This window comes from Microcoleus sp. PH2017_09_SFU_O_A, assembly GCF_020738625.1.
GTDB lineage: Bacteria > Cyanobacteriota > Cyanobacteriia > Cyanobacteriales > Microcoleaceae > Microcoleus.
In genome coordinates this window covers 1-22,509 of sequence record NZ_JAEQCF010000084.1, presented here as the reverse complement: position 1 = coordinate 22,509, position 22,509 = coordinate 1, and the positions used below count along the sequence as shown (strand labels likewise).

Below are 22,509 nucleotides of genomic sequence, written 5' to 3'. Positions count from 1 at the left end.
GCTTCAGCGCTCTTTCATATCTAATTAAAAGAGCGCCCACGCGGTCTTAAGGTATGTAGTTGCGCTTCAGCGCTCTTTCATATCTAATTAAAAGAGCGCTGAAGTGCAACTACGTACCTCCAGAATACTGCTCTTTCATATCTAATTAAGAGAGCGCTTTCATCGCAACTACGTACCTTAAGAGAAGAGAGCGCTGAAGCGCAACTACGTACCTTTGAGCGCCCAAGCGCAACTACGTACCTTTGAGCGCCCAAGCGCAACTACGTACCTTAAGAGTTGCCTAGGTCATGTTTAAGTTAAGGGTTTCATTGTCACTTCAATGTCAGCTAAACCTGTCAGTTTTTCCACGGGTACATCTTCTTCAACTCGCGGTATGAAAATAGTTAAACCTCCGGGAATGCACTCAATTGAAAGCGGAGTCATGCCGACAATTTCTCCATCTACAACCACTTTTTGAGGCGGATCGGCACTGATTTTTACTTTTTTTGCGCGCAAATAACCGATGTCGTCGCGATCGGTAGGATTGCCGCTCAATGCTGTTTGTAAGAGGTGATAAGAAGCTGCGATCGCCCCTGCTTTATTTTGAGGCGCCACCAGCGTCACGTCCAGCAAGCCGTCATCGAAAATAATCCCCGCGGGGCCTTGAGCTAAAATGGAAGTAGGCGGCGCTGCATTCGCCACTGTCACGGCCACCGCAGTAACGGTGATGATTTTATCTTCGGTTTCGATTTCGGCTTCAAATCTTTCTAAATTGTTTAACTGTTTGATTCCCGAGAGAATGTAGGCCAGCATTCCCCAGCGATTCTTCATTTCGCGATCAGCTAATTCGACAGTTTCCGCCTCAAAACCCACTCCAGCTAACAAAACCATCGGCATTTTACCGTTACACATCCCCGCATCCACCACCCGCGTCAACCCTCCCAAAATAGTTTCGCAGGCGGTTTCGATGGTATTCGGAAGATCCAAAGCATTTGCAAAAGCATTCGCAGTTCCCCGCGAAATAATTCCTAAAGGGATATTTGTCCCCACAATGGCGCCCGCAACTGCTGATAATGTGCCGTCACCCCCGGAAGCAATAATTTCCTGAACTCCTCTAGCAACTGCTTCGCGGGCGAGTTGATCTGCATCTAATTCTGGTGTTGTCAGCCGAATGTCTAAGTCAATAAACGGCTCTAACATTTCTTGAATTGTCGCTAAGTCTTGGTCGGGGTCGCTGTTGCCGGCGACGGGATTAAAGATTAGGCAAGCTGAACGTTTCATAGTTGGTAAGGGGTAATTGGGAATGGGGAATTGGGAATGGGTAATTGGTAATTGGTAATATTATTTCCTGTTGAGATACAACAATTAAATTGGTTTGTAGTGAGGACTTTCGTCCTTATTTTCCTGAGGACTAAAGTCCCCACTACAAACCTAAAACCAAATAGGTTCGATCGTTCGGACTTTAGTCCTTCCCAATTTTTGCGGACTGAAGTCCTCACTACAAACCTAGAAGCGAAAGTTAAATTACAAAAGGTTCGATCGCGATTTCCTGCCATTTCCCCTCAAATCGTTCGACAACCAAAGGTCGAACTCTGAACTTGGGGGGAGTCCCGTCAAGAACATCAATCCGCAAACACGAATAAGGACGGCGTTTGTGGGAACCTTCGCCGCTGCGGCCGACAAATAGCAAAGATTCCGCTACCCGCCGGCTGGCTGTTTCAGCACCAGCCTCGCGCGCCAACCGATAAGCTTCCGGGCTCGATGCTTCCTGCAATATCGGCCCTTCCGGGCGCTGACGCCGCAGGCTGTGGCCGCTTCCCCCGCAGACAATCCAATTAATCCCAGAGTCGCCGTGTCCGGTATCCCCAGTCCGCAGGTATTCCAAACAGTGGGCGTGGCCTGTGAGTACCAAATCTACTAGGGGACGCCCCCGCGCCTCCTCCCCAACTGCATCGGCCACCGCATCGAGTACCTCGCGCAATCGCAGCCGAACTGCCAAAGTTTGAGCTTGATTCCACTTTGTCGCCTCGGTTACGTAGGGGGGATGGTGCAAGTACATTACCCGCCCCCGCACGTCTGAATCTGCCCAAGATGCAATCAATCGCCTTTTGAGCCATTCGAGTTGTTCAACGTCCGTGGAGGCTGTTCTGTCGGGCGATAGTTGTTTGTCGATATCCATCAGGATTTCGTCAAGTTGCTCTAATTTGGCGCTCAAGTCGTCTAGCTTTTCGGCTGCTTCGGGAATTTCCGGGTTTAGCCGATCGGACATTTCGAGCATTTCCAATTTTTCTTGTTCCAACTTTTGCCGGTCGAGTTCCAAATTTTGGCGGCGAATCTCGCCCTCTTTGGTTTTCGGGATCGGTAAGGGTTCGTTGAAGGTATTGGAGTCGAGGGCGAAGAAGTCGATACCCCCGCTGCGAAACGTGTAATAGCGGTTGGGTAAGCGGGTAAAGCGTCCGGGTTGGTAGCGGATGCAGCGGCCTGTGCTGGTGCTGGCGGTGTAGTGGGCGTCTAGGTGGCGATCGAGCTCTCCCGGCAATTTGTGAGCCCTCAGGTAGTCGAGAAAGGCTTTGGCGTAGGCATTTCCGATCTCCGAACCGTGCCAGCCGACATCGAGATCTAACTTGGAACCCAGCAGCCTCCGCAGCGGCAAAGCAGTCGCAGAGAGAATTCCGTAGAATATCGGCAAGTCGTAGTAGTCGTGGTTTCCCGGTACGGGCAAAAACGGAAAGTTGAACACCATGCGATCGTAAGCAATCCGAGATGGTTGCTCGCCGCCGACGATAAACTCTCGGTAGGGGCGAATAAAGTTTTGCAAGTAATATTCACTCGAACCCACCAGATAAACTACATCGCCCGTATGCAGAGCAAAACGGCAACTTTGGCGTTCCCGCAGCATCAACTCGGCAACCTGCCGCTGCGGGTTGTGGCCGCGGTGGTTGCCGGTGCCGCTGTCGCCTGCGACTAAAAATGAAAATTCAGGACAGTCATCGGTTCGATCGTCCAAAACCATCTTAGTTTGGTCAATTCCCCGATCGGCGATCGACTTTTCTTGCCACCGCACCCGCTCGTTCATTTTGCGGATTTTGACTGTTATTCGCGGGTCGGACACGAATTTCACGCCACCTAGTCTCCCAAATTGCTCAGTTCCTAGTTAATCTTGCAGCGATCGCACGGGTGTTTACCTCTGTCTAAAAGCTGAACATCGCTCGATCGCTGGCGCGTGCGGGCTACAACCAGGTTTCTGCTTCCCTAGAAGTCGATCGACCCAGATTGAGAAAAACCGCGTTTTTTTGAGATTTAGCGATCGGGCGGTTGTAAACTCACTATTGTTAAAAAAAATGCAACTGCTTTTGCTTTGTCGGCGATCCAAACCCCGATAGTCATAAGTCATTCCCAATCCTGCAATTTTTCAATCCTGCAATTTTTCAATCCTGCAATTTTTCAATCCACAATCTAAAATCTAAAATGGTATCCGCTCAAATCTAATGTTATTGATGATACAGAACCTTTTAGTTCCCAGAATCGCGGCAAATTTTTAATTTTTAATTCTCTTCTGGCGCTCTCTCCCTCTCTCCCTGTATTCCCCTCTGGCTTTTACCCCCCGATCGGACTTCTGACAAAAACAAGTTTTCACTCACGAGCGATGGCACGATCGCAGCGCGTTTTGATACCATTCAATCAAGCCCAAGACAATCAGGGAATGTAGTGGAGGTGCGTAAATGGAGCTTTTCGGAGAACAAAAACGGTGTCTGGATGCTTTGGTAGCGTCGATCGAGCAATTGGGAGGTCGAGTAGACATTCCGAAGCTGGAGCAGATAGCAGAGCTCATCATTCAAACGATGAGGGGGCCTTGGCGCTACTTTCACACGTCGGAACACATTTTTGAGGTCGGAGGGTCAGTCGATCCGATCGAGGTACTGGCTGCGCTGTTTCACGACCTCGTGTACGTCCAAGTCGATCAGGGCGTAAGTTTCAATATCAGCAGCGCCCTTTGTCCTTTTGTCCAAGAAGTGCGATCGCAGTTAGTGATTAGAGATCGAACCGAACTACCCGACGATGCCATGTATCACCTGGTGGCCTCTGTCTTTGGGTTTGTTCCAGGCAAGATTCTCTCTCCGTTTGCCGGCCAGAACGAATTCTTGAGTGCCGTGATTGCTGCCAAATCTTTGGAGCCTTTTTTGCCTGCAAGTACGATCGCCGAAATTGCCGCTTGCATCGAAGCTACGATTCCTTTTCGTCCGATTTCGGCCAGCGGTTTGAGTGCGATCGAACTTTTGCACCAGCGCTTGGTAAGTGTAAATCGCGATTTGAATTTCGGATGGACTGATGCCGAAACAGCAGAAATTGTCAAGCGTTCGGTCAGGTTAGCCAATCGGGATGTAGAGAATTTTGCCTCTCCAAATTCCTCTAATTTCTTAGACAATACCTGGAACTTGATGCCAGAAACCAACCACGAATTGAGCAATGTCAATTCCTATACCGTGGGTGGATATCGCAAATCTCTGCAAAAGATGGAAGGATTTTTAAACTTCCTCAAACCAGAACTGGTTTTTCAGCAGTTTATGCAAGAACCGGACAATGAAACCTACGCTCACATGATTGCCCAAACTAGAAAAAATATCGCAGTCGCCAAACTTTATCTGGGTATCAAACTAATTACGATCGCAATTTTAGAAGCTCTTTCCTACCGTTTGGGGCGCGACATTCCGCTTTCGACAATGATGGGAGAATTGCGCGCACCAGGATTTAAAACATCGGTTTTGGAAGATTACTTGCCCAACAGACAAATCGCTTACCCCTTAGAAAGTCAGTTGGAAAAAGAGGTTTTAGATTTGTTAGCAATAGGACGTAATCAAGAATCTCCCTATGATATTAAAAACTCCCCCGTGGCTACGTTTATTATCAAATCTATCGGCTTTGCAGAAACCGAAAACTTTTTGAAGAAAGCTCAAGAATTCTTTGCCGGTCACATTTCGTCGGAAGAGTTTCTGTCTTACTGCGCTCCCGATGTCATCGATACCATCTCCTCCGGGGTTATGAAACTCTTTGACAGCAGGAAGACGGCTTTAGGAACAGTTAAGCTAGCTCACCAAACAGTTTCTTAGCATATGTTGGCAAAATCAGGACTTACGCACAACCTAATTGGGAGCATCTCTGTTTTATTTTGTAGTGCTGTCCCCGCTCGCTTGCTGTTAAAACCAAGCGAGCGGGGACGATCGCACTACAACAAAAAAATGCTTTTTGCAAAAATGAGATGCTCCCACCTAATTTTGGTAAGGTGCGCTCTAACCGTGCACCTTACTGCTATAGCCTTTCTCAGAAAGGTTCGCGGACGTAGTTGGGCTTGGGCCCTCTTTCTTTAGTGGTTATATAAGCTGTCAGTCATACCTCATCTTTCTGAGAACCGCTATATAATTCCACCCTAAAAACACTTTTTGCGTAAGTCCTGATTCACAAAAAGAGGACTAAAGTCCTCACTACAAACCAGCTTTATGACAAAAAATTAACCGGATATTAGCAGTAATCGCGACTGAGTTATTGTTATTCTTTTCTTTCAATTATAATCGTCATGTGAGCGACTAATGCACCGATCGCTCCTACTGCTGCAATCACTGGAAACAAAGTCGCGCTGATGACTCCGCCGACTACTCCCACCGTCAGAGGAACTTCTACTAAAATCCGTCCCTCTTCATTTTTGATAATCAGGCGGCGGATACTCCCTTCGTGAATCAGCTCTTTAACTTTAGCAACCAAATCGTCGCCGTTAATCTTCAACTCCTCGACGCTAACTTTGTCCTGAGTATAAGTAGGGGTTTCTAAAGGAGTCGCGTCAAATTGAACTTCAGTAACTTTTTCGGCAGAAACTTTTCCCGATACAGGTATTGATTCGAGTTCTCTTGCCCCGACAGGTTCTTGTACGCGATCTGTAGGTGTGTCCATTTTTTGTTCTCCTTTTCGGTAAAAGTATTTTTGTATAGAATTATTTAGAATAATAACACGCAACTTTTTATCCATCAATCATACTTTTGGGTGATATTGCTGCTGTTCAGTTGACAGTTGACAGTTGACAGTTGGCAGTTGGCAGTTGATAGTTGATAGTTGATATAGCGGATCTAGCTCTCATATTCGCGGACGTTGTTGGGAAGAAGGCCCTCTTGATTTAATCGGTTATATAAGCTGTCGGTCATACCTCATCTTTCTGAGAAAGGCTATAGTTGATAGTTGATAGTTGGCAGTTGGCAGTTGGCAATTGGCAGTTGGTCATCAGTCATTAATCATCAGTCATCAGTCATCAGTCAGAAGGAAGATTTTTCCCCCTCTCTTCCCCTCTCCCCTTCTCCCTCTCTCCCCCTCTCTCCCTCTCTGCTTGTGCCAATACGCTAACTGTCTACCTCTGAGCCTCCTACCGCCACACCCGTGAAAAGCCTCAAATGTAGACAGCCACAGGATTAGAGCTACTTTCACACCTTGTATATTCAGACTCAGCGGATGTAGAGGTTGAAATACTGACATTGTACTGAAAGTGCGATCGCCCCGCCGTGTATAGATTTAACACATCTAGTTCGGCAAACCGCACATGGAAATCCTCGCTTACTTTCCTCAACAGTCATTTTTATCCAAGTCACTGCGATCGCCCCACAAAACCCGGCCTCCCGAGGTTCCTCCCATGAACATCCTAGAGTTTCTAATGAGAATTGCTTAAAATAAAGGGGAAGCAGTAGTAATTATGATCGAAATATTATCGAAACCAAACCAATTATCTCAAATTGAAGTTGAGCTTGGCGCAAAGTCGGCTAAAATAGAATTTCTTCCTTCTGCTTCCCCTTTATTTCCCGTGTCCGATTTGGCAGCGACAGAATTTGCATATCAAGTTGGTGGCAGTTTGCAGGCGAATGCTCTTACCTACGTCACCAGAGCAGCAGATAGCGAACTTTACGAATCGTTAAAAGCAGGTAATTTTTGCTACGTGCTCACCTCCCGACAAATGGGAAAATCGAGTCTGCGGGTGCAAACAGCGCGTCGCTTGCAAGCAGAAAATATTGCCTGCTCAATTGTTGACATCACAGGAATTGGCACGGCTCAAATAACTCCCGTCCAGTGGTACGCGGGTTTTACAGCCACTCTCGCCAATAGCTTTAAAATTAAAATGAATGTCAAGACTTGGTGGCGCGATCGAGAAGACTTGCCACCAGCCGTCAGATTAAATGAATTTATCGAACAAGTATTGCTTCCTGCGATCGATCGCAATATCGTAATTTTTATCGACGAAATTGACAGCATTCTCTCCCTGAACTTCTCCAGCGACGACTTTTTTGCCTGGGTGCGCGGCTGCTACAACAAACGCGCCGAAAATCCCGAATACAACCGCCTGACCTTTGCCTTATTTGGAGTAGCGACTCCTCAAGATTTGATCTCTGACAAAACCCGAACTCCGTTTAATATCGGCCGCGCCATTGAACTCAAAGGATTCGATCTTGCCGAAGCCACACCTTTAGTCAGAGGATGGCCAGAAAAAATCGATAATTCCCACGAAATTCTCAAAGAAATCTTAGCTTGGACTGGAGGACAGCCATTCCTTACTCAAAAACTTTGTCAATTAACTGCCCAGAAGTTAGCAGCAGAAACCAGCCGCGATTGCCATAGCCCAGCCAACTGTCAATTATTTATTGCCGAATTAGTGCAGTCTAGCACCGTAGAAAACTGGGAATTTCAAGACGAACCCGAACATCTCAAGACAATTCGCGATCGCCTCCTGAGAAATCAAGAGCGCATCGGCCGTTTGCTAGGACTTTACCAACAAATCTTAGCAGATATGACTCTGCCAAACGGCGCAAAAAATACCGCAAAAGAGTCGATTGCTCAATATAATTTAGCTAAATACAGTTCCCCAAAAATGGAACTTTTACTGTCAGGTTTAATCGTCCAAGATGGAGGAAAACTGAGAGTTTACAACCAAATTTATGCGTCTGTTTTTAATCGGGAATGGATACACCAAGAATTAGCAAAGCTCCTGCCTTACTCCGAGTCTATCTGCGCTTGGGAAGCCTCCAACCACACAGACGCTTCCCGCTTGCTGCAAGGCAGAGCTCTCGCAGAAGCCTTAATCTGGGCGGCTGACAAAAGTTTGAGCGATCGCGATTATCAATTCCTCTCGGCTAGCCAAGAACAAGAAAATCTGGAAGTTCAAAGAGCTTTGGAACTAGAAAAAGCAGCTTCGCAAATATTAACCGAAGCAAATTTAGTTTTGACTAAAGCTCAGCAAAAAGCCAAGCGAACAGTCCAATTTAGTTTGTTTGCACTCGCTGTAATTTCTGCTATCTCTGGTAGCGTGCTCGTGCAGGTGCAGCGAGTAGCCCAGAAAGCTGAAAATCAAAAAAAACAAGCAATAATTACCCACATAGAAGCACTCAATTCTACCGCCGATATTTCCCTAAGCTACGATCAGCTAGGAGCTTTAATCGCAGCAGTCAGTGCTGGCAAAAAAATGCGAGAGATAGAAGTTTCCCCAACGCTGAAAGCACAGACACTAAATATACTGCACCGAACGGTAAATGCAGTTAGAGAACGCAATCGTTTGCTTAAGGGACACACGGCTAATTTCAGCCCGGATGGCAAGTTGATTGTGAGTGCGACTGACGAATTGTTGGTGAATTTCTTTCAGCCTAACGGTAAGTTAATTTTGAGTTTGCCTGGACACACCGAGTCAATTACTGAGGTAGTTTTTAGTCCTGACAGTCAGTTAGTTGCTTCTACAAGTTTTGACAAAACTGTCAGAATTTGGCGCCGCGACGGAACTTTGCAGCAAGTTTTGAAAGGACATCAAGATTTAGTTTGGAGTGCAAGTTTTAGCCATGATTCTAAACTAATTGCTACTGCAAGTTCGGATAAAACTATTAAAATTTGGAATGCAGGCGGTGTTTTGCTGCATACTTTAAAAGGACATACTAGACCTGTTACATCAGTCAGGTTCAGTCCCGACGGTAATATGTTGGCTTCCACCAGTCAAGATCGAACTGTCAAACTTTGGAAACGCAGCGGGAAAACACTGTTTCGACTTGAGAAAACTCTTTTGGGACACGGAGATGAAGTGTGGGGCTGCAATTTCTCGCCAGACGGTGAGAGGATTGCTTCAGCTAGTCACGATTGGAAGGTGAAAGTTTGGAATACTGACGGCAAGTTGCTCAAAACTCTCGATTCTACAGCAGCTTTGGGTAATGTCAGTTGGAGTAAAGACAGCAAGTTGCTGGCAGGGGGCAGCACTGACGGCAATGTGAGACTTTGGCGCCGCGACGGGACTTTGCTGCAAACTTTTAGGGCACATCAAGCGGATGTGTGGAGTGTGAGTTTTAGTGCCGATCGCAAAACTTTAGCATCTGCCGGGAAAGATGGGTCGGTGAAGCTTTGGAGTCTCGATCCTGCTAAAGTAGAAGGTGCAGAACTTGACACATTGCTCGCCGTCGGCTGTCGCTGGCTAGGAGACTACCTGCAATACAATCCGGGTGTTGAGAGCGATCGGCATTTGTGCGAAAAAACTGACAATTGACATTTTGTGCCAATTAGCAGAAACAGGTTGCGGTTGAATTGTCAGGGCGGGCGATCGGCTCCAGATTTGTCGCTACTCTTTTCTGGATTGTCATATAATTTTAGGTAAGGGGTAATAGCAAATGTCCTCGCCCAGATCGCGGATGTCTATCAATCTGAACCAAATTCATGTTATGAAACATTCAAGCTAGTGATAAGTGCTAGATTCTGGTTAGTAGAATTTGGGATAGATTAAACTTACTAAGTAGTCAGGTTGCAAAGGTATCTACTGTTAAATTAATCTAACCTGCTATATCGTTTCGGGTGACAACAGCACGATTAAAGAAAAAAATCATGCTAAATTAACTCGATTGGAGCGAGCCGAGTAGAGTTGATTGCCAAGCTATCAAAAGAGTAGAAAAAGCAGTGCAAATAGTACGCAATACTCCAGCAGCCAACAGCAACTGCCAATTACCAAAGGAGGGAGCAGTGTATGAAACTGATGGGGTAAGTCCCCTGAAATCGCCGCTCGGTTTGCGATCGACTCTAGAGGAATTAACCCTGTACAACTTTCTCCTGGAGTCAGAGTGTCTGGGTGGCGAAGTTACTAAAATTTTTCAATCTAATCCTTTACTTCCCGGCATCATCATTACTGAGAAAGGAAAGTTTGCAGGGATGATTTCGCGCCGACGTTTTTTTGAACACATGAGTCGCCCCTACAGCTTGGAGTTATTTTCTCAACAGCCTTTGTTCATCCTGTACCGCTTTACTAAAACTGATATCTTGGTTCTCGATCGCAAAACCTCTATTATGAAGGCAGTACGGCAGTCTCTAGAGCGATCGCCCGAACTAATCCACGAACCCATTGTAGTGCAGGTAGAGCCGGACAATTACCAACTTTTAGACGTTCACCAACTACTGCTTTCTCAGTTGCAGATTCACGAGTTAGCAACCGTGGCGATGCGGGAATCCCAAGCACAATTGAGACATCAAGCCCAACAGCTCGAACTTGCCCTCCTGGAACTTCAGCGCACTCAAACTCAACTAATTCAAACAGAGAAAATGTCTTCTTTGGGGCAGTTAGTAGCAGGAGTTGCTCACGAAATCAACAATCCCATCGGCTTTATCTACAGCAATTTGCACCACGCTAAAGAGTATACCGAAGGTTTAATGCGGATGCTTTCTCTGTACCGGCAGCACTGTCCCGAATCTATCCCAGAAATTGAAGCGGAATCAGAAAACATCGAACTCGATTATTTGCTGGAAGACTTACCCAAAGTGTTTGATTCAATGCAGCAAGGTGCAGAAAGGGTGCGCGATATCGTTTTGTCGCTGCGGAATTTTTGCAGGTTAGACGAAGCCCAAATGAAGCAGGTCAACATTCACGACGGTATCAACAACACAATTATGCTTTTGCAAAGCCAGCTTAAAGGGAAACCAGGACTGGAGGCGATCGCAATTCACAAAGAATATAGCAAATTGCCGCTGGTGCAGTGCTATCCCGGACAGCTAAATCAGGTATTTATGAATATTTTGGTTAATGCCATTTACGCTCTTGTTGAGTGGAACAAACACGAAAATGTCGATGGGAAAACCCAGAAAAATTCGCAAGCAGGCTATCAAAATAATTCCCGTACAAACACTCAATCTTCAATTTCTAATTCTAGCCATCTGATGCCTGCGATTCTGATTCGCACGGAGTTAGTCGAGGGCAAAAAGGTAATAATTAAGATTTCTGACAACGGCCCGGGGATGACAGAAGATGTTCGGAAGCGGTTGTTTGACCCTTTCTTTACCACAAAGCCTGTGGGCAAAGGAACGGGCTTGGGATTGTCAATTAGCTATGAAATTGTTGTCAATCAGCACGGTGGCGAATTGAAGTGCTTTTCCGAACCGGAAAAAGGAACTGAATTTGCGATCGAGATTCCACTTCAACAGTTTTCCCCACCACATATGTTACCTCGGTTTGCCTGATGACTGCTGTTCGCGATCGGGGACAGCACTAGCTCGAAAGCGAGCGGGGACAGCACTCATGACAACTGTCAACTGTCAACTGTCAACTGTCAACTGTCAACTGTCAACTGACTACGGACTACCTTTGCAAACCCACTTCCACAAAACATGACCCGGCCCCTGTTGGCGAATGCGGCGCACTTGTTGTTCCAAACCCTGTTTTTCCCGCAGGGGCAATCCTCGCACGATGTTGCGACTGTGCCAAGTTAGCACTGCTAAAGTCATCGCCAAACATATACCCAAACCGAGAGTGGGCCAGCGGTGAAAATATAAACCGTAGCGCACCGCCGCCCAAGTAAAGTTTTCTAACCACAAATCGATTTCGTGACGCAAACTCCAAATGCTCAAAGAACCGACGCTAATCCACAGCAATATCACAGTTAACCAGCGGCCGTAAACTGTTAGTTTGTGAAGCCTTTGGACTTCAATTTGAAAATTTGGGTCATTAGTCATGGCAGAAGGAAGAAGGAAGAAGGAAGAAGGAAGAAGGAAGACCGAAGTTGCAATCGACCGCATGGGGAAATTGCAACGCGAGAACGTCCTAACCGTCTTGGCGCGGTTACAATAACACCAGTCAACAGCTCGATCGCTAATGACTGATGACCAACAATCGTTAAACTTCTTCTGATGGGTTAATTCCTTCTGCGGGGACGGCGATGGATTTGCCTGTACGACTGCGCCACCAAGCTAGCAGCGTGCTAGCAATGAAAATACTGGAATATGCACCAGCAATAAAGCCGACAATCAAGGCTAAAGCAAAGTATTTGAGGGTTTCGCCGCCAAACAAAAAGATGGAAAACAAGGTCAGCAGCGTCGTCATGGTCGTGTTAATTGACCTTCCCAGGGTCTGCATGACGGCATCATCGACAATTTGATCGATCGACTGTCCGGGATTTAGCTTGATTACTTCCCGCACGCGATCGTAAATTACCACTGTATCGTTAACAGAAAAACCGATAATTGTCAAGAGCGCAACCACAAATAAACTGTCAACTTCCACTCCTATAGCCAAACCCAACATTGAGAAAATGCCCAGGGTAATTAAGACATCGTGAAACAAAGCAACAAAAGCAAAAAAGGCATAATCTAACTGAAATCGAAACGTCAGATAAAGAGTAATGCCAGCAAAAGAAAGGAACAAAGCTAGCAAACCGGAAGTAAATAACTGTTTGCCGAGAGTAGGGCCAACCGTATCAATTTGAATAGATTGAGGAGCAAAAGCGCCTATTTTCTCGCTCAAAGCTGTTTGCAACTTAGTCCGCTGTTCGACATCCAAAGTTTTAGTCCGCAGGGACAAACCGCGCTGTTCTTTGCCGATAACTTGAATGCTGCTGCCGGCCAAACCTTGGGTGTCGAGGACTTGGCGGACAGCAGCAATATCGATGGGTTTACAATTTTCCGGTTTCGTGCAGTCGAGTTCAAATTGCAGCCGAGTGCCGCCGATAAAGTCCAAACTGGGGCGCAGCGGTGCGCGGATGTCGGGACGAGTCCAAGAAATCGCCATCGACACTATACCTGCAAGGATTATAGCGGCGGAAAGACTCCACCAGATCGATCGCTGTTTGATAACACTGAATTGCATAATTTCGCGGGAATTGGGAATTGGGAATTGGGAATCGGTAATCGGTAATCGGTAATCGGTAATTGCGAGTTGGAAATTGGTAATTGCGAATTGCGAATTAATTTACAACTGATTTTTAGCAATTTTTACTTAGCCAATCTTATCGATTACCAATTACCCATTACCCATTACCTACTAGCTATTAGCTATTAACTGTTTTCGACAAACCGGGACAAAACCACTCGGGTTTGCGTAATTTGGGAAAGCCCAAGACTACCAACATTAGAGTGCGACTGCAAGTAAGAGCAGTAAACATACTCACTGCGACGCCCAAGGCCAGCGTTACAGCAAACCCTTTGACTAAACCAGCCCCCAACCAGAACAAAGCAGCACAAGCAATCAGTGTAGTTACGTTGCCGTCTAAAATGCTGGAAAAAGCGCGGTAAAAACCTGATTCTACCGATCGATAAAGCGTCTTCCCCGCCCGCAACTCTTCCCGCGTGCGCTCAAAAATCAACACGTTAGCATCCACGGCCATCCCGATGCTGAGCACAAAACCAGCAATTCCTGGCAACGTTAATGTCACCCCCAACAGCACGAAAGCGGCCCAAGTTAACAAAGCATAAATTAACAGAGCAATATTGGCAATTACGCCGGGGAGTCGATAGTAGCCAACCATGAAAATCAAGACTAAAGTCAAGCCACCGATGCCTGCATTAATACTGCTTTGAATGCTGTCTCGTCCCAAGCTGGCACCTACTGTGCGGTTTTCAATAATTACGACAGGCACGGGCAAAGCACCGCCGCGCAATTGCACCGCCAAGTCATTAGCCTTCTGTGCTGTAAAGTTGCCCGAAATTTCGACATTACCGCCTGTGATACCTGTTTGTTTGTACTGATCGCTAACAGTCGCAGCACTAATGAGTTCGTTATCTACAAAAATGCCTAGGGTGAGGTTTGTACCAGCAATGCTTTTGGTCAATTCGGCAAACTTTTGGGCCCCCTCAGTATCGAACCGTAGCGCTACAGCATAGGTGTTGCCTAAGGAATTGGATGTGGCGAAAGCATCTTTGAGGTTTTTGCCGGTGATCTCGGTACGTTCGTAAAGGTTGGCGGTAAGCTGTTTAATGTCCTGATTCTTTTTGTCGATCGCAGCTTGGTTGTCTGCGATCGCCTTAGCATCTCCTTTTGCCTGCAACTCCTGCTGCTTTCCCAGCATTCCAGCAAGTTCCTCTTTCCTAACCTTCAAAAAAGCTCCTTCTTGCGGTGTCTCGCGCCGAAAATCTAGCTGTGCCGTACCGCCGAGTACCCGTTCCGCTTGTTGCGGATCGCTTACTCCAGGCAACTGAACCAGAATTTGATCGCTGCCTACGGTTTGTACAACTGATTCGGAGACTCCCAAACCATTAACTCGGTTTTCGATAATTCGCCTCACTGCTTCTAGATCCCGCTCTTCAATTTTCGGGATATCTTTGGTAGTTTTCACCTGAATTGTGAGTTGCGATCCTCCTTGCAAGTCTAATCCCAGCCGCGTCGGAATTGTTGCTATCACAGTAATAGCGGCTACGATCAAAACAAAAATTAGGGCTAATAATGAACGTTGTTTTTGCATACTTATAGTAGTTGACAGTTGACAGTTGACAGTTGGTGAGACTGTGGATTCCTGCACGGTTGAGGTAGTTGGCAGTTTACCAGGGACAGTAATTAGTTGGCAGTGGTAATTGGTAATTCGCAATTGGTAATTGGTAAGGGCAGCTATCAACTGTCAACTATCAACTGTCAACTATCAACTGTCAACTGACTATTTATACTCGCAAACCTACCATTTTTTGGACAGCTTCGACAATTTGGTTTGGCTGGACAATTGTCAATCTTTCCAAATTACCGTTGTAAGGTGTGGGAATATCTTGTGAAGACAGCCGCAAAACTGGTGCGTCAAGTTCGTCAAAATATCGATCGCAAATTGAGGCAATTAATTCAGCGCCGATGCCTCCGGTTTTCATGCACTCCTCTACAATAATTACTTTGTGAGTTTTGCGAATAGATTCGCCGATGGTGTCCATGTCGAGGGGTTTGAGAGAAATTAGGTCGATTACTTCTGGATCGAAACCTTCTTTCATGAGTGCCGGCAAGGCTTGCAGGACGTGGTGGCGCATCCGCGAATATGTCAAGATGGTGACATCTTTGCCCGATCGCACAATTTCCGCTTTATCTAACGGCACTAAATATTCTGTGTCTGGCAAATTTTCCTTAAGGTTGTAAAGCAAAACGTGCTCGAAAAACAGCACCGGGTTATCGTCGCGGATTGCTGATTTTAAGAGTCCTTTGGCGTTGTAGGGAGTCGAACAGGCGACAATTTTCAAACCCGGTACTGCTTGGAAATAGGCTTCTAACCGCTGGGAGTGTTCGGCGCCGAGTTGTCTGCCCACGCCGCCTGGGCCGCGAATTACCATCGGCATTTTGAAGTTGCCGCCGGAGGTGTAGCGCAGCATTCCGGCGTTGTTGGAGATTTGGTTGAAGGCGAGGAGCAAAAAGCCCATGTTCATGCCTTCGATGATCGGCCGCAATCCCGTCATTGCTGCGCCTACTGCCATGCCTGTAAAGCTATTTTCGGCGATCGGGGTATCGAGGACTCGGAGCTCGCCATATTTTTCGTAGAGGTCTTTGGTGACTTTATAGGAACCACCGTATTGACCTACGTCTTCGCCGAGTACGAATACAGAGGAGTCGCGGGCCATTTCTTCGTCTAGCGCCTCGCGGAGGGCGTTGAACAATAGGGTTTCTGCCATAGGAGGTGAAGCAATGATTGCAGGAGGTCAGATTAGAATCTTAACCTTTTGGGGGTGTCGGTGAGGATGCGATCGTACATTTGGCAGTTAAGACTGGAGATTTGGCCAACATATATCATAATATTTGTATTATGTCAATCAATATTTAAGTTAACTAGACAGGCGGGAATTCCCCCGCTCACAGCAGAGGAATATTATGTTCCAGACAAAAACTGAACTAACTCTGGAAGAGTTTCTCAGTCTCCCCGAAGGAGAAGGAGATATAACCTACGAACTTGTTGACAATCAAGCAGTACCGAAGATGTCACCGAAAAAATTTCATTCTCGCCTCACCAGAAGCCTGATAAAAATTCTCGAACAGTGGGGTGAAGAACGGGGAGAAATTGGTGTAGAATGGGCAGTTAAATTAACCAGAATGGGGCGAGATTGGGTTCCAGTCCCAGATTTTTTATATGTTTCTTACCGAGAAATTGGGTCTAAAGCCCCGTCCTTCTAGGACGGCTTTTTCTTAACTTTTCTTAATTTTTCTTGGGATTCTCCTGAATCCGCGATAAAATGCCAACATGAAAACCCTGAAGTTTAAGCTGTATCAACATAAGCGGAATAGATTTCTCAAGCGGTCAATTAACGCCGCCGGAGTGATCTATAACCACTGTATTGCCCTACATAAAAGGTACTACAGAATGTGGGGAAAACACTTAAACTGCTCTAAACTTCAAGCTCATATAGCTAAACTACGGAAGCGTAAACCTTTCTGGCAACGACTAGGCTCTCAGGCCGTTCAGGATATCTGTCAACGCATCGAGAAAGCCTATCAACTATTCTTTAAGCACAATAAAAAGGGAGTAAGACCGCCGGGATTCAAGAAAGTTAGAAGATACAAATCTTTTACTCTAAAGCAAGCCGGATACAAATTTCTCTTAGGCAACAGAGTTAGGATTGGAAATCAGGTTTATCAGTATTGGAATTCCAGGGAAATAGAAGGAACCGTTAAAACCTTAACTATCAAGCGATCGCCTCTAGGTGAACTCTTTATGATGGTGGTTGTGGACCCAGAAATAAGAGAACCCAAAATCAAATCCGAGACGAGTAGAATTGCTGGATTTGATTTTGGCTTAAAAACCTTCCTGACTATTTCCGATGGAACCCAAATTGAATCCCCTCAATTCCTCAAGCAATCCCTAAACAAGCTCAAGCAAGCCAGTCGCCAACATTCAAGAAAAGTTAAAGGGTCAAATCATCGAGAGAAAGCTAGAAAGAACTTAGTTCGTCAGTATGAAGATGTTTCAAATCGTCGTACTGACTGGTTCTGGAAACTAGCCCATCACCTCACAGATAGATTTGACATTTTGTGTTTTGAGACCTTGAACTTGAAAGGAATGCAACGTCTTTGGGGCAGGAAAATATCAGACTTAGCCTTTGGAGAGTTTCTCCAGATTTTAGAATGGGTGGCTCAGAAAAAAGGAAAAGCGATCGTTTTTATAGATAGATGGTATCCATCTAGCAAAACCTGTTCTGCCTGTGGTCATGTTTTAGAAAGTCTAGATTTATCGGTAAGAGAATGGCGTTGTCCATCTTGTCAATCTGTGAATGGACGAGATGAAAATGCTGCTAAAAATATTTGTGCGGTTGGGGCATCGACCGCTAAGTTAGGCTATGTTAGACAGGTTTTGCCTGCAATTGCTGTTTGACCTTAGAATCAAGAGTGCGTTTACGCCGGGGAGTATGTCAAGAACGCTTATCTCCAGACTGGAATCAAGATGAAGCCTGTCCTGTCGTCCCGGAATTAGTCATAGAAATTATTTCACCAGAACAAACTTTCGGTCAGTTAGCTGCGAAAGCGAGAAATTATTTGGATGCTAAGGTATTGCGGGTTTGGGTAGTTGATAGCAAGGCTAGAAGTATTACAGTTTTTTACCCCGATGCAGCACCGCAGACTTATATGGGAGATACTCTATTAAAAGATCCACTTTTTGATGGACTAGAATTTACTGCGGAACAGGTATTTAAGATGGCAAAAATACCATAATTTTTTTTGAATCAGGATTAGTGTGTGCTAGTTCACAAGCTATTCCATTGTTCTAGAGTAATTTGCCTATCTATAATCTCCTCAACCTCTCGAATCATCATCCGTAACTGAGGAACAGAATACTCGTCATTAGAAGGAATAGTTAAGCGATACTCATGATAAATCATAAACTGGTGCTTGCTTCCAGAAAAAGGGTCAGCTAAGCCTAGCTCTTGTAATTTCTGGATAAATTCTCGACGCTTACAAGGTGTCCAACGGCTCAAGGCTAGGCTCCTGATTTAAATCAATATTGTCAATTACGGGCAAACGATGTCGCAATTTTAACCCTAGCAAAATCCAGTCTTCCAAAGTGGATCGCAACTCATTTTGACACTCTTTTAAAGTTGAGCCAAAGGCGATGACTCCCTTGCAAACAGGAATTTTGCCGACAAAGCTACGATCTTCAAGTTTGTCATACATAGCCTCAGTCATTGCTCGATCGACGTATTCACTCAGAATGAATTTTACAGTCATTGAGTTTTAGTTTCCTTTTGCTTGTCGAATATTTGGCGATCGGGTATTTAGCTCTCCTTCACAGTTACATCTATTATATTTGTTTTTGTCAAGCTACTACATTTATATCTCAGCAAAATGCTTCTGCAACAAATCGTGAATAAATCGATAACGTCGATCGCCCGTTTTTTGCAGCAACAGTCGATCGCCCGCAGCATCCAGAAAACGCTGGTAATCCCAAGGAATATGACCGCTAGACCACAGCACGAGGCGCAATATCAAACTATCAATCGCCGGAATTGGCGGCAACACAGCACTAATTACCGCAGCCACAGCACCCGCAATCAATCCCCAAATCGAGCCGGAGACTAGGGTGGCGATTACTCCCAAAAATACCCAAATCAGCCCGCCCAACAGCTTAACTCCAAACTGATACTTGCGCTGTTCCTCGCCTGTTTGCAGCCAACTCGACGAGATGCGATCGAGGTAAAATTCTTGAATTCCTTGCTGTTCCATCTTTCTCGCCAACCATCCCAGCCAGCGGCGAATTTGTTCTGGCCGCAGTTCCTTATTTCTGGGATACTGCTTGACTTCCCCAGTCATTTGGTGGCGGATGTAAGCAGTTAACAGATATTTGCGCTGTTCTTCTGTGGAAGTGATCCGCTTCCAAGATTCAATTAAAATATCATCGTAAGCCAAAGCCATCATGCTCAATAATAAGGGAGCTTTTGCTAATTTTAACAACTCCGGCTCCTTCTCTATGCTGTACCAAAGTTCGCGGCTTCTGGCTTCTAGGAGATAATTTTGAATTTGAGTTTCGCTCAGAGGTTTCAGCAAAACTGCTGCTTGCAGTTTAAATCTACTCTGGCAGTTTTTGTAAGCTTCAAAACTGCTGCACGCGACTAAATGTTTGGGTTGAAATTCGCTTTCAAGAAACTGATTGATTGCTTGAATGCAGCTATCTTGGCGGTGGATTTCTACTTCGTCCAAACCGTCGAGGAGAGGTAGCAATTTTTGTTCGGCCAGCCATTTTTTGCCGACAGCCGCAGGGATACTATATTTGTACTGAAGCTGAACAATTAACCAATCTGCGATCGCCCCAGATTCTGCTTTCCACGATCCGAGCTCAAACAGCACCGGTATTGGCAAATTAGGATCTTGTTCGGCGCGCGAAACTAACACCAGAGCCAATTCTAGCAGCGTCGTGGTTTTGCCTGCACCCGTCGCTCCCAAAATGACTAATTTGCCGCTGGTGCGATCGAACACTTGAGAAATGCTAGCTTTGGCTGGAAGCCGAAAACTTGGACGATTTCCCGCTTTCACTTCCACATCCCAACAGCGGCTAACACCGACAGGCTGCGAATCTTGGCTGAGGTTAGCCAGCACAGCAGTATGCAAGGATTGCGATCGGCCCGCTTCGGCTTCCTGCTTCACCTCCGAAAGCAGTCGATCGCGAGGTGGTTGTAATTGGAAAGGAATAAATCTTGACATGACAACTAATAAACTAGACTTCTTGCAAAAATAGTTAGGACGCTGCTCAAAGCCATCCCACAAAAATCTTTTTTCTTGTGGGATGGGCTTCTAGCCCGTCCCAAAATTTGATTAAAAGGACTTTTGCAAGAGGTCTACTGCACCTCGCGCTGGATGCTTACGTTGCTAGAGTTGAACACAATTGGCTCAGAGCAACAGTACCATCACTACAGGTGTCAAGTATAGACGGACTAAAATTATTGTGACAATCATGAATGTTAAATTTTAGGAACTCATCCGGAAAGATGAGCCCTGATTAAGTATTTTCACTATAAATCCAATGGTGGTCGCCCGGAATTTCCCGGAAAAATCTTGATAAATCCGCCTAATTACGTATTTTCCCTATAACTTGACTGGCGATCGCGTCAATTCCGCAACCAAAAATATCAGTATAAATACAGAGGAGGTTTTTATGCCATTTACTTCTACTCAAATCATCATTACAGGCTTAGCAGGGCTAGCCACAGCCGTGGGTGTAGCTGCTGCAACTATACAGTCGGGTGCGATTCAACAATCCAATGTAGCCCTTCGAGAATCCCCAGCAGCAGTCAGAAACGAGATTTCACTCGTTCCGGCGAACAACCCGGAATCTGAACCGGCAGAACCTCTGCAAGTAGAAACCCAGCCTGCGGAAGCCCCGAAATCTCAACCTCAGCCAGCCAAAAGCGTCGCACTTCAACCACCGCTAATCGCTGGAGTCTCGCAGCAAAAAGGTGCGCCAGTAGTTGTCACACCGCCCAATTCCGGCTGTAAAATCAGTATGGCTGTAGTTAGCGATCCGAATCCACCGCTGAATGTGCGATCGCACCCGCAAGTAAACGACAGCAAAATAGTAGGAAAACTGAAAAATAATACCTTTGTTTCCATCGCAGAAGAACAAAATGGTTGGCTGCGAATTACCGAACCGCCCGGTTGGATTGCCAAAAATCGCACCGAAAGCAGTTGTTCTAATGTCAACCAGCAGATTAATTTTTTGACTGGGGGAGATGAAGCGATAGTCAAAGGTCGAATTATCGGCGGTGGAACTCATTCTTACAAGATTCGGGCTGCTAAAAATCAAACAATGACGGTTAAGAATCGGAAAGATGTTTTCCCACAAATTATCACTCCTAGTGGCAAACTTTTAGTAGAAGATCCGAATACACAAGGCAAGAAAACTGAGTGGACGGGCAAAATCCCTGTTACTGGAAATTACACATTTCAACTAGACTCAAATTTCCGTGGCTATGAATACGAATTTTATGTGCGAGTCCGATAAATTCCCAAGAATACCGGGCGGTTGAAACCGCGTCTATACAGACAAAACAAGCCGGACGCCGGTTGAAGAGTGGGCGGTGAAAATTACGTTAGCTTCTTCAGTCCGCGGAGGCGGACTTCCTTTGTGTAGACGCGGTTTTAACCGCCGTCTTAGTTTGTGTAGACGCGGTTTTAACCGCCGTCTTAGCTAATTAAGGAATTTCAGAAAGCGACACATCTAAAATCGCAAATTTCTGCCAATCTTCCGAATCAAAGTGCCACCATTCTGTGCTTATCCCGATAAATCCCTGTTTTTTCATCGCATCTTCAAGCGTTTGACGATTTTTCCGAGATTGAGCGCTGCCACCGTTGTAATCTCTGTGAGCTTTTTTGGTAAAATCGTCATAGGGCGTTGGCATCTCTAATTCTTTGCCAGTGCGATCGACTAAAGTCAAATCCACTGCCGCACCGCGATTGTGTCGCGAACCCCTAGCAGGATTAGCCACATAATTCGGATCTGGCAAAAACTCCCACATTTGCTTAGTCACAGAAAAAGGCCTGTAGCAATCGTAAACTTTCAAACCCAATCCGATTTTTTCTAAATCTGTTTGAACTAGGGCTAATTTTTGAGCAACAGAACTTCTCAAAGCACATTTTGCTACTGTATAAAGTTTTCGTTTCAAGAAATTGTTAGTAGTGGCGTAGCGGATATCAAGACGAATGTTGGGATTGACGGTGCGAATGTCAACAAGTCGCGCCCAACTAGGAAGTTGACTCATGAAAACGCTTTCAGGTGCGATCTGGTTTGATTCTGGTTGAGTAATTTGCACTTGTGGCGACTCCGTTGCGCGGACAAATATGGGATGGTGCAGACCGATCGCACATAGCAACACTAACATAAATGCGATCGGGTATTTTCCAAAACGTTTAAATTTCATAGCTATTCTGATGGCAAGTTTTAGAGAGTAGATTGAGGTCGTTCTTCTGTGGTATAATCAATATTATGATGTCACCGTGATAGCAGGGGAAACTATGAAAACTGCAATTTCACTTCCAGATTTAGTTTTTGAAGAAGCCGAGGCTTTGGCTAATCAGTTAGGATTATCACGCAGTGAGCTTTATACAAAAGCATTGCAGGCTTATGTAAGGCGACATAACCGCGATCGAATTTTGAGCAAACTAAATCAAGTCTATTCTGAAGAATCCTCTGAACTAGATCCAGTCTTGGCAAAGATGCAATTTATGTCCTTACCCCATGAGGATTGGTAATACCAAATTCGGGTTCGTTACCCTCCATCGATCGGCGATTGAATCGGCGATTGAAATCGCTTCTACACATACAAAGTCCGCCTCCG

The 22,509-nt window shown here is 45.7% G+C and carries 18 protein-coding genes; 8 read left to right on the top strand and 10 right to left on the bottom strand.

All coding sequences use genetic code 11. The features are described from left to right. Nucleotides 1-291: 291 nt before the first annotated feature. The gene (locus JGK16_RS26040) at nucleotides 292-1,260 is read right to left on the bottom strand and encodes a YegS/Rv2252/BmrU family lipid kinase (RefSeq protein WP_293179551.1); all 969 of its coding nucleotides are present in this window, start codon (nucleotides 1,258-1,260) and stop codon (nucleotides 292-294) included. A gap of 238 nt (nucleotides 1,261-1,498) precedes the next feature. After that, nucleotides 1,499-3,055, bottom strand: a complete 1,557-nt coding sequence (locus JGK16_RS26035) for a metallophosphoesterase (protein ID WP_366516960.1) — start codon at nucleotides 3,053-3,055, stop codon at nucleotides 1,499-1,501. Between the two features lie 646 nt (nucleotides 3,056-3,701). On the opposite strand from JGK16_RS26035, the gene JGK16_RS26030 reads away from it, so the two are divergent. Next, entirely contained in the window at nucleotides 3,702-5,087 is a 1,386-nt protein-coding gene (locus JGK16_RS26030; RefSeq protein ID WP_293179557.1) for a hypothetical protein, read from the top strand. 436 nt (nucleotides 5,088-5,523) lie between these two features. On the opposite strand, the gene JGK16_RS26025 is transcribed toward JGK16_RS26030, so the two are convergent. After that, nucleotides 5,524-5,922, bottom strand: coding sequence for a DUF4342 domain-containing protein (locus tag JGK16_RS26025; RefSeq protein WP_293179560.1), 399 nt, complete (start codon nucleotides 5,920-5,922; stop codon nucleotides 5,524-5,526). Between the two features lie 787 nt (nucleotides 5,923-6,709). Here JGK16_RS26025 and JGK16_RS26020 point away from each other — a divergent pair. Next, on the top strand, nucleotides 6,710-9,526 hold the full coding sequence (locus JGK16_RS26020; RefSeq protein WP_293193212.1) for an AAA-like domain-containing protein: 2,817 nt from the start codon (nucleotides 6,710-6,712) through the stop codon (nucleotides 9,524-9,526). 404 nt (nucleotides 9,527-9,930) lie between these two features. Beyond that, entirely contained in the window at nucleotides 9,931-11,478 is a 1,548-nt protein-coding gene (locus tag JGK16_RS26015; protein ID WP_293179566.1) for an ATP-binding protein, read from the top strand. A 111-nt stretch (nucleotides 11,479-11,589) separates the two neighbouring features. On the opposite strand, the gene JGK16_RS26010 is transcribed toward JGK16_RS26015, so the two are convergent. From JGK16_RS26010 to JGK16_RS25995, 4 genes are all read right to left on the bottom strand, one after another. Then, complete coding sequence (locus tag JGK16_RS26010) at nucleotides 11,590-11,970, bottom strand: hypothetical protein (protein WP_293179569.1); 381 nt, start codon at nucleotides 11,968-11,970, stop codon at nucleotides 11,590-11,592. 160 nt (nucleotides 11,971-12,130) lie between these two features. Beyond that, complete coding sequence (secF, locus tag JGK16_RS26005; RefSeq protein ID WP_293179572.1) at nucleotides 12,131-13,099, bottom strand: protein translocase subunit SecF; 969 nt, start codon at nucleotides 13,097-13,099, stop codon at nucleotides 12,131-12,133. Nucleotides 13,100-13,280: 181 nt separating this feature from the next. Then, complete coding sequence (gene secD / locus JGK16_RS26000) at nucleotides 13,281-14,690, bottom strand: protein translocase subunit SecD (protein WP_293179803.1); 1,410 nt, start codon at nucleotides 14,688-14,690, stop codon at nucleotides 13,281-13,283. A gap of 193 nt (nucleotides 14,691-14,883) precedes the next feature. Then, a complete protein-coding gene (locus JGK16_RS25995; protein WP_293193211.1) occupies nucleotides 14,884-15,867 on the bottom strand; it encodes an alpha-ketoacid dehydrogenase subunit beta in 984 nt (327 codons plus the stop codon). Nucleotides 15,868-16,063: 196 nt separating this feature from the next. Between JGK16_RS25995 and JGK16_RS25990 the strand changes: the two genes are divergently transcribed. From JGK16_RS25990 to JGK16_RS25980, 3 genes are all read left to right on the top strand, one after another. Continuing rightward, entirely contained in the window at nucleotides 16,064-16,363 is a 300-nt protein-coding gene (locus JGK16_RS25990) for a Uma2 family endonuclease (RefSeq protein ID WP_293193210.1), read from the top strand. Between the two features lie 67 nt (nucleotides 16,364-16,430). Further along, nucleotides 16,431-17,558, top strand: a complete 1,128-nt coding sequence (locus JGK16_RS25985; protein WP_293179581.1) for a transposase — start codon at nucleotides 16,431-16,433, stop codon at nucleotides 17,556-17,558. Between the two features lie 14 nt (nucleotides 17,559-17,572). Further along, complete coding sequence (locus tag JGK16_RS25980) at nucleotides 17,573-17,896, top strand: Uma2 family endonuclease (protein ID WP_366517180.1); 324 nt, start codon at nucleotides 17,573-17,575, stop codon at nucleotides 17,894-17,896. Between the two features lie 240 nt (nucleotides 17,897-18,136). Here the strand turns inward: JGK16_RS25980 and JGK16_RS25975 are convergent, their stop codons facing one another. Beyond that, nucleotides 18,137-18,409: a type II toxin-antitoxin system HicB family antitoxin gene (locus tag JGK16_RS25975; RefSeq protein ID WP_293179584.1), complete on the bottom strand. Its 273-nt coding sequence runs from the start codon at nucleotides 18,407-18,409 to the stop codon at nucleotides 18,137-18,139. Nucleotides 18,410-18,511: 102 nt separating this feature from the next. Next, the gene (locus tag JGK16_RS25970; protein WP_293193209.1) at nucleotides 18,512-19,879 is read right to left on the bottom strand and encodes an NACHT domain-containing protein; all 1,368 of its coding nucleotides are present in this window, start codon (nucleotides 19,877-19,879) and stop codon (nucleotides 18,512-18,514) included. Between the two features lie 451 nt (nucleotides 19,880-20,330). Here JGK16_RS25970 and JGK16_RS25965 point away from each other — a divergent pair, with 451 nt between their 5' ends. Next, nucleotides 20,331-21,176, top strand: a complete 846-nt coding sequence (locus tag JGK16_RS25965) for an SH3 domain-containing protein (RefSeq protein WP_293179590.1) — start codon at nucleotides 20,331-20,333, stop codon at nucleotides 21,174-21,176. Between the two features lie 190 nt (nucleotides 21,177-21,366). Here the strand turns inward: JGK16_RS25965 and JGK16_RS25960 are convergent, their stop codons facing one another. Further along, nucleotides 21,367-22,092: a M15 family metallopeptidase gene (locus JGK16_RS25960; RefSeq protein ID WP_293193208.1), complete on the bottom strand. Its 726-nt coding sequence runs from the start codon at nucleotides 22,090-22,092 to the stop codon at nucleotides 21,367-21,369. A gap of 94 nt (nucleotides 22,093-22,186) precedes the next feature. Between JGK16_RS25960 and JGK16_RS25955 the strand changes: the two genes are divergently transcribed. After that, complete coding sequence (locus tag JGK16_RS25955; RefSeq protein ID WP_293193207.1) at nucleotides 22,187-22,423, top strand: hypothetical protein; 237 nt, start codon at nucleotides 22,187-22,189, stop codon at nucleotides 22,421-22,423. The last annotated feature ends 86 nt before the right edge of the window (nucleotides 22,424-22,509 follow it).